Source organism: Pseudoalteromonas sp. RWi3 (assembly GCF_054960735.1).
In genome coordinates, this window is sequence record NZ_JBHNYL010000012.1 from 97412 (window position 1) to 105771 (window position 8360).

At 37.7% G+C, this 8360-nt stretch carries 9 protein-coding genes; 6 read left to right on the forward strand and 3 right to left on the reverse strand.

What is annotated here, in order from left to right:
* Positions 1-81: 81 nt before the first annotated feature.
* Positions 82-1029 carry a LysR family transcriptional regulator gene (locus ACFI4Z_RS14755; protein ID WP_462671247.1) on the reverse strand — a complete coding sequence of 316 codons (948 nt, stop codon included), beginning with the start codon at positions 1027-1029 and terminating at the stop codon, positions 82-84.
* 104 nt (positions 1030-1133) lie between these two features.
* On the opposite strand from ACFI4Z_RS14755, the gene aceK reads away from it, so the two are divergent.
* From aceK to ACFI4Z_RS14775, 4 genes are all read left to right on the forward strand, one after another.
* The gene (aceK, locus tag ACFI4Z_RS14760; protein WP_462671248.1) at positions 1134-2924 is read left to right on the forward strand and encodes a bifunctional isocitrate dehydrogenase kinase/phosphatase; all 1791 of its coding nucleotides are present in this window, start codon (positions 1134-1136) and stop codon (positions 2922-2924) included.
* Between the two features lie 82 nt (positions 2925-3006).
* Positions 3007-3396: a hypothetical protein gene (locus ACFI4Z_RS14765; RefSeq protein ID WP_462671249.1), complete on the forward strand. Its 390-nt coding sequence runs from the start codon at positions 3007-3009 to the stop codon at positions 3394-3396.
* A 12-nt stretch (positions 3397-3408) separates the two neighbouring features.
* Entirely contained in the window at positions 3409-4371 is a 963-nt protein-coding gene (locus ACFI4Z_RS14770) for an NAD(P)H-quinone oxidoreductase (RefSeq protein WP_462671250.1), read from the forward strand.
* A gap of 76 nt (positions 4372-4447) precedes the next feature.
* The gene (locus tag ACFI4Z_RS14775) at positions 4448-4702 is read left to right on the forward strand and encodes a DUF2999 family protein (protein WP_462671251.1); all 255 of its coding nucleotides are present in this window, start codon (positions 4448-4450) and stop codon (positions 4700-4702) included.
* A 124-nt stretch (positions 4703-4826) separates the two neighbouring features.
* Here ACFI4Z_RS14775 and ACFI4Z_RS14780 read toward each other — a convergent pair whose 3' ends face one another.
* A complete protein-coding gene (locus ACFI4Z_RS14780) occupies positions 4827-6056 on the reverse strand; it encodes a DUF3667 domain-containing protein (RefSeq protein ID WP_462671252.1) in 1230 nt (409 codons plus the stop codon).
* A 212-nt stretch (positions 6057-6268) separates the two neighbouring features.
* Here ACFI4Z_RS14780 and ACFI4Z_RS14785 point away from each other — a divergent pair, with 212 nt between their 5' ends.
* Positions 6269-6820: a YkvA family protein gene (locus ACFI4Z_RS14785; protein ID WP_462671253.1), complete on the forward strand. Its 552-nt coding sequence runs from the start codon at positions 6269-6271 to the stop codon at positions 6818-6820.
* Between the two features lie 118 nt (positions 6821-6938).
* Here ACFI4Z_RS14785 and ACFI4Z_RS14790 read toward each other — a convergent pair whose 3' ends face one another.
* The gene (locus ACFI4Z_RS14790) at positions 6939-7634 is read right to left on the reverse strand and encodes a PilZ domain-containing protein (protein ID WP_462671254.1); all 696 of its coding nucleotides are present in this window, start codon (positions 7632-7634) and stop codon (positions 6939-6941) included.
* A 173-nt stretch (positions 7635-7807) separates the two neighbouring features.
* Between ACFI4Z_RS14790 and lepB the strand changes: the two genes are divergently transcribed.
* Positions 7808-8360: signal peptidase I (gene lepB, locus ACFI4Z_RS14795; protein WP_462671255.1), on the forward strand; the 553-nt coding region annotated here is incomplete at its 3' end.

Below are 8360 nucleotides of genomic sequence, written 5' to 3' on the forward strand. Positions count from 1 at the left end.
GCCCCTAAAACACTATTAATGAAATTGTTGTTTTCAATAACTGATATTGATTTAATCAATAAAAATGATGTTGAGTGTAGCTTATCTATCTGCAATGGTGCTCGCAAACTCTATTAATTCGCGGCGTAACCATTGGTGAGGGCTTGCATGATGCAGTAAAGGGCTCCATAACATCTTTACTTCAATTGGCACCACTTGGAACGGCACACGACTAATGACTAGATCGGTGTGTTTGGCCAGCAGCATTGCTTGTCTTCGTGGGAGTGTTGCAATGAGCTTTTCTGATTGGCAGAGTAAGCTTGCGACCATGTAATGGCGAGTAAATACACGAATATGACGGGTTTGCTCTAATTGCCAAAGTGCTTCATCGACCCAGCCAAGCTTCTGACTGCCTGATTTATTTGTTACAGCGGCTTCAGCGCCCCAACCAGCACGATTGACCCAAATATGTTCAGCAGCTAAATATTGTTCTAAATCAGGTGAGTTTAAATATTTATTGGCAGGGTGTGTGAGGCAGCAGTAGTTATCACGCCATACAGTTGCCTGATGAAAAGAGCGGGGCATACCATTAAAACGATTAATGGCTAAATCTATTGTCCCTTTTTCCATATCTTGTAAGTTGACATCACTGGGGCTAAGTACATCAAAATTGAGTCCGGGGTGTTTTTCAAGTTGAGATGTAATAAAAGGCGCGATTAGTGTAGATTCTAAATAATCATTCGCCATTATTCTAAATGTAAGTTCAGCACTAGTAGGATTAAATAATTCGCTGGGTTGAGTGATTGCCTCCGCCATTTTTAATAAGGCTTCTATTTCAGGTTTAAGGCTCAGCGCTTTTGCTGTTGGGGTCATATTACCTGCTGCTCTAACTAAGAGCGGGTCCTCAAATAAATCACGCAGCCGTTTAAGTGCGTTACTCATCGCAGGCTGTGTTAGCGCAAGTTTATTTGCTGCTTTTGAAACATTCTGCTCATCAATAAGCACATTCAGGTAGACAAGTAAGTTTAGATCGACATTCCTAATATTCATTTGATCAATCTTATTCATTCGCTTTATTAATTATCTAAATTTAAGCCTGCTTGCTATGGTATGTAAACCGCTAAAGTAAAATAATCGTTATAAGCTATAAAAATATGCCTAACTTCAAACCAGAAAGTTTTAATAATCAGTCCAATGATTGTAATCTCGAAGACGTTATTGCAACTAAGCTTGCGCGAGCTGTATTTGCTGGATTTGAGGCGATGTTTGCTGAGTTTTTGAATATAACTTTAGGCGCTCAAAGCCGCTTTGAGCAAAGGCAGTGGCTTGATGTCCAAGCTGCTATGCGTGCCCGACTACAAGTGTATGAGCGTCAAGTTGCTAATGTTAGTAGCGCGGTTAAGTTAATAGCATATAAAGAATACGATGATGCACGTATCTGGCAACAGGCAAAAAACATCTATGCGAGTATGGTAAATAATCATGAAAATCAACCAATAGCACATACCTTTTTTAACTCTACATTTGGTGCGTTATGGCATGATAGAAAAATCCGTACTGTGCACTTATTTGTTTTAAAGGCTAAATATCGCACAGCCCCTCGACCATTTGATAACTTAGTAAAGCGTATTTCTCTTAAAAGTGGTTTTGCTAATGCCGTTACTGAACTGATATTAGCGCAAGCGTTTCGAACCCCATTTGATAATTTCTCACAAGATGTATCTGTTTTGCAAAAGACGTTGATGGTAGGCGCGAAACAACAATGTCCTCAAGTGTATGAATTAATAAATTTGAACGACGGGTATATAGAATATGCAAACTCATTGTTTTTTCGAAATAAAGCATGCTATTTGATCGGTCGCTGCATTGCTAAAAATGGTGATAACATGCCCTTTGCTGTAGCCATTTTAAATACCGACGAAGGCCTAAAGTTAGACGCAGTGATGATGGGGGCAGATCAGTTAAGTTTACTATTTGGTTTTGCTCGTACCTATTTTATGGTTGATACTGATCAGCCTGCTCGCTATGTCGATTACCTAAGTGTACTCATGCCTCACAAACAACGATTTGAGTTATTTAATGCTATTGGCTTCATAAAGCATGCTAAAACAGAATTTTACCGCTACAAAGTTGACACAACAAAGAACAGCCCACCGACAGATAAATACATTGCAGCGCCAGGTACACCGGGTATGGTTATGCTGGTTTTCACTACGCCTAGTTCTGAATATGTGTATAAAGTTATTAAAGATAAGTTTAACGCACCAAAAACAGCCACAAAAGCACAGGTAATGGCGAAGTATGACTTTGTAAAACAAGCCGACAGAGTTGGTAGGCTGGTAGATACCCATGAGTTTAGGTATTTAGCGTTCGACAAAAACCGTTTTAGTGATGAGTTGCTGGCTGAGATGCAAAAGGTGGTTGGCAGTAGTTTGATTATTTCAAATAAAGCGGTGATTTTAAGACATGTGTATGTTGAGAGAAAAATGACGCCGCTCAATCTGTATCTAAATCAATGTGATAATCAACAACTTGAAAACGTGATGATTGACTACGGTAAAGCAATAAAAGAGCTGGCTGGTGCAAATATATTTCCAGGTGACATGTTAATGAAAAACTTTGGTGTAACCCGTTGGGGGCGCGTCGTTTTTTATGATTATGATGAAATCTGCCCATTAATTGAATGTAATTTCAGAGACATGCCAAACAGTGATAACCCATTGGATGAACTTAGCGCACAAAGCTATTTTGATATAGCACAAAACGATGTTTTCCCTAGTCAGTTTACTGTTTTTTTTAGCGCAAATACGGCTGCTTACGCGGTATTTATCCGACACCACAGTGATTTGTTTGCAGCCAGTTTTTGGCAGAGTTGCCAAACAAAAATTCAAGCAGGTGAAGTGTACGATGTATACCCATATAAACAAAGCTGGCGATTTAAATAAGAGTAAGTTAGCCACAAGTCTGATAGTCAATCATTTATAAAAAGGTACACTTATATTTTTAGTTGCAGATAAAGGGTAAATTATGAAATTTATAGGTGTATGTTTGTTAGCGTTTTCTTCTTTTTCGATGGCTAATCCACTACTAGGTAGCTGGGAGTTTGTTGAAGGGAAATATGCCGTAGACGGTGGCTTTGTTAATGCCAAGGCTCCACAATTAACTTCAGTGAAACTAATAACCCCCACGCACTTTAACTACATTACACAAAAAAATGGTAAATTCCATTATGCTGGTGGGGGTAAATATGTGTTAAAAAATCAACAATTCGTTGAAACTTTTTCTTATGGCAATATTCCTTCGTTACTTGGTAAAACCATGGCTTTCGACTACAAAGTAGAGGGCGATCTGTGGCATCATTCACTAACTGAAAATGGTAAATTAGTTGAAGCCGAGGTATGGCGTAAAATTAATTAAAGAGAGGGCTTTGTGCAGTATATTTCTCACGATGATGAAAACTTAACAATATGTAGAATAGAAAAACCACAAATTAAACCGCATGAGGTATTAGTTAAGGTCGCTGCAATTGGTGTAAATCGCGCCGATAGCATGCAACGTCAAGGGAAGTATCCTGCCCCAAAAGGCGACAGCCTTATTTTAGGCTTAGAATGTGCTGGACATGTAGTTGAAATAGGCAGTGACGTAGATAAAAAGTGGCTTGAAAAGCCTGTATTCTCATTGTGCGCAGGTGGGGCTTACAGTGAATACGTTGCATTAGATGCTAAACAACTTATGCGTCTACCTCAGGGTATATCTATGGCTGAAGGGGCGGCTATTAGTGAAGTCTATTTAACTGCATTCGGTGCGCTTTTTCAATTAGGTAACTTACAACAAGGACAAACTGCCCTGATTCATGCTGGCGCAAGTGGTGTGGGAGGTGCAGCTATTCAAATGGCGAAGCGTGTTGGAGCAACGGTTGTAATAACCGCGGGCAGTGAGGAGAAATGCCAGCATGCCAAAAAACTGGGTGCAGATCATGTAATAAATTACAAACAAGTCGATTTTGTAGAATATATGAAAGATCATAAATTATCGGCAAATGTCATCGTTGATCCTGTCTCAGGACGCTATTTAAATAAAAATGCTGCCATTGCCGCATTGGATTGCCAAATCATAATGCTGGCATTTTTAGACGGGCGTTTTGCTGAAGTAGATTTCGCGCGATTACTACAAAAGCGTATCTCACTCCATGCTTCAACGCTTCGCAACAGAAGTTTAGAGTTTAAACGCCAATTACGTAACGGGTTTGTTGATAAGTTTTACGCTGATATTGTTAGTAAAAAATTCGATTTCAACATTTATAAAACGTTACCTTGGCAACAAGCTAATGAGGCACATCGTATATTAGAAAATAATGAGAATGCAGGTAAAGTGGTATTACTCGTAGAGTAATTACATTGTGCAGCTTTAAAACGAATGATCTGCCCATATAACAGTGGGTATCTAGAAAGCGAACTAAGGCAAAAACATGAACCCAATTATAGCAACACTAAAAGAGCATGATGTAAGTGACGATAAAGTACGTGAGCTTTTCCAAGCATTTACACAAAACCCAATGATGGCCATGGCGCTTATACAGCAGTTGGGCATTCCACCAGAGAAACTTCAAGCCTTGATGGGCTTGGTAATGACGCAACCAGGACTGATTAAAGAAGCTGCAGAATCTCTGGGTATTAGCGATGGTGAATTAGAAAAAGCGAAAGAACAGTATAAAAACCAGTAATCATTTACTGTTATTCGATTAGCTTTAATTATGCATTTATTAAAGCTAATTAACTTGTGTTTACATAACCTGTCTGTGCGTTCGTTTATAAAAATTGTTTAATAACTTTCTATTAAATGAAAACTTAAATTTCTGTTAAGCCCCAAATAATTGCCGCGATCGTGGTGAGTGCCATTAACACAAAATATATTGTACCAACAAACCCATAAGTCAGTAATGCGATTATAAACCCTTGGCTATAAATACGTTTTTGCATGATGAATAAATACACTGGTATCCAGAGTAGTAACCCAAAACTAATGAACGCCAATAAACCTGCGATGGTTGAAGCCAGATCACTGCCGATAGCAAGAAGGTGATCGTGGGATACATCAAAGAGATCAATTAACAACAAGCTCATGAAAATAAAACTATGGCTGTGCAGTGCTATCGTTAAATGCTCCATATAAAGGCGTTTTGAAAATATGAAAACAATTTTAAGCAACAAAGCAAAAAGTGGTAAAAGCACAAACATTAACTGTGGTAGCTTCCCCAGCACTTCATCAATTAAACGATTGGTATCAGATGTAAACGTTCTTTTTGCTTTTTCTGTTAATTTAGTTGCGAACTCGCCGAGTTTTTTATTATTTTGTTCTGATATAAAGTCAAAAGATACGTTAATGTTATCTTGGTTATTGCTTACGTTACTCGTTGGCTGATTTAATTTAACTCGTTCAAGTTCTAACGTAATCAGTTTTCGTGTTGTTGTAATTATGTTTGAGTTTTCTTCAACCGTGCCATCGAGGTTTAACTCTTCTAAGTAGCGATTGAATCGCGTTAATTCAGCGTCAATTTGCGCTATTTCGTCACTGTTTTGTAATGCATCCAAGGTTAGCTTTTTCTCTTTGAGACCTTCTATGTGCTTGGTAACTTGGCTTATCGCAGCTTTATTACTATTGAGGTCAAGCTCTGGTTTGTCTTCTGCGGCAACTGTTAGCTTTAACACGAGGAAAAAAACAATACTAATAAATAAGTATAACCTCAGAGGGGGGACATAATGGACCCGCCTACCAGCAAAGTACTCACAAGTTAAAAAGCCAGGGCGAAACATTAAAGGCCAAACGGTACGGCTTGCCCGAGAATCAAAACTAAAAATATCATCGAGTAAGTGTAAAATGACAGCCCAAAAATACTTTAATGTCGAATCGAGAGATTGTCCGCAGTGAGAGCAAAATTCACCAGTCACTGTTTGGTGACAGTTATCACATTTTTTAGAAGGTGTTAGTTGGGGCACTTCGTCTTTTTCAATAATTTTGGGCTGATCGTGTGAAGATGAAGGGGTATTATGCTTTATAAGCTGACTCTCTAGCGACATAAGAACACTAATAAGTTTAAATCCATTTAACGAATGCACAAAATAATAACACTTTGTTACACTAAAACCACAGGTGTTTTATAAAAATTTAATTTTAAAGGTGATGACTTCAGCAGTATCTGCTAAATTCAACAATGACAACAAGGTATTTCATAGTTGTTAGTCATGGTGATAAATTACTGTGACCAAATAGCCAAAACAGGAGAATTATAATGGCGTTTGAAGTTAAGTTTGAATTATCTGATACTGATTTAGAGCACTTTCGTGATGTGATGCGCAAAGCGCAACAAGGCGCTAAACTACTGAGCGAAGATGTAATAATAAACAATGCTAAAAAAATCAGCTCAAATATTAAGGAAAATGTTCCAGAGTTTGTGCGTCTTCGTATTAAAAAATTAGAAACATTTGTTGCCATGATTGAAGATAGTGAATGGCAAATCCCTGAAGAAGAGCGTGTGGAAATTTTAAGTGCGTTAGCTTATTTTAGCGATCCTGAAGATTTAGTGCCTGATCATATCCCTGTTCTAGGATTTTTAGATGATGCAATTATGATAGAACTAGTTGCAGGTGAATTTAATGATGATGTTGACGCGTTCGAAGAATTTTGTGCTTATCGTAGCCGTGAAGAAGCACGTAACTCTGATGCATCAGTTACGCGTGATGAGTGGTTAGATTCAAAACGCCGTGAACTTCATAGTCGTATGCGCAGCCGTCGTAATGAACGTCGTAATGCTGGGCGTTCTTCATTTCGCTCAGTATTTTAAGCTAATTTAGACTGTATTTAAAAACTAACTAAACTCCATTTTTATAACCGCATGGTATTAAAGATGGAGTATTTAGTTGCGCTTATTTGAATCAAAAATCACGTTATAATTCGTATTCTTACCCAATATCTATTGCGTACATATCTAGTAGCGTTTGCATTTGAGTGTGTTCTTTTTCTGCAAACTCAATGCCCACATTTAGCCTATTACCTTGCATTTGGTTATTTCGAATATGCGCATTAATGATAACGGGTGAGTTATCGATAGGAGACAGTAAATGCACAAACACTTGTCGTTTTTTAAGCGCTAAGAACCCAGAGCTTACATGGACAGTAAAACGACAACCTGTAACAGATATATCAATGATGATTCCTTGAAGTAAGTTATCGTTATCAAAGGTCTGATCTTTACTCACACTTATTTTGGCTGGGATATGTGTTTTTAGCCTATCAACTTTTCTTAATTGACGACTTTCAATTTGTTTCGGATAAGCAAAGTAGATCAATTTTTCTGGTCTGAATGCGATAGCTAATATAGTGGTTGCAAAGCCCACACATTCTCCTCGCTCTCCTTCAATAATATAGCGTATAACAGCGCCGTTCCCTTCTTTTAGAATATCACTGTACTCGTTAACTTTGGCTTGTTTTGGGTACTTTAAAATTAAATACTTCCCGGCTTCATAACCAATAAGATTAAGCTTAAATCGCATTGCTAGCGGGTTAGTAAATTGTACATCGATTAATTTACCCGGTAATAAGTCTAAAAAAAATTTAGCTTTATCTTGTTTACAAGGGAGAGTCTGAACTGTTGCCATAGTTTTATTTTTATTATTTTGTTTCCAATAAGTATTATTTAAATCTGGTTAAAAATCACTACTACAAATGGCTGGTATTAAGTGTTAGTTATTATTCATGAATTGTTACAAAAACAGATGAACTTACTATGGTGGCGTTAGTCCATATCATGAATTAAAACGAGGTTTAAACAATGAAATCATTTTACAAATTATGGAAAAACAACCGCTCTCTCATAGTGTTTATTTGTCTTATGAGTGTGTTTAGAAGTGCGGTTGCTGATTGGTATGAAGTACCAACAGGGTCGATGCAACCTACTATTGTTGAGGGCGATCGTATCCTTACAGATAAAATGGCTTATGACTTTAAACTACCTTTTACTAAGGTATCGCTACTTAAAATTTCGCGGCCTAAAAGAGGGGGTATTATTGTTTTTGATTCAATAGCGGCAAATAATCGACTGATCAAGCGGGTTGTAGGCATTCCAGGAGACACTGTTGAGTTTAATAATAATGAATTGATAATCAATGGGCAGCAATTAACTTACATTCAACTCGATGAGTCACTTAAAAGTGCTAATAAAATTGAAGACTTACTCGGTGTAAAGCATCAAATTAGAGTCTCAAAGCGCTTGTCACCAGTTCAATCTTTTGATGTTATTACGATTCCTAATGGTTACTACCTTGCGATGGGTGATAATAGAGACAATAGTGCTGATTCCCGTGTCATAGGGCTTGTTCCACATA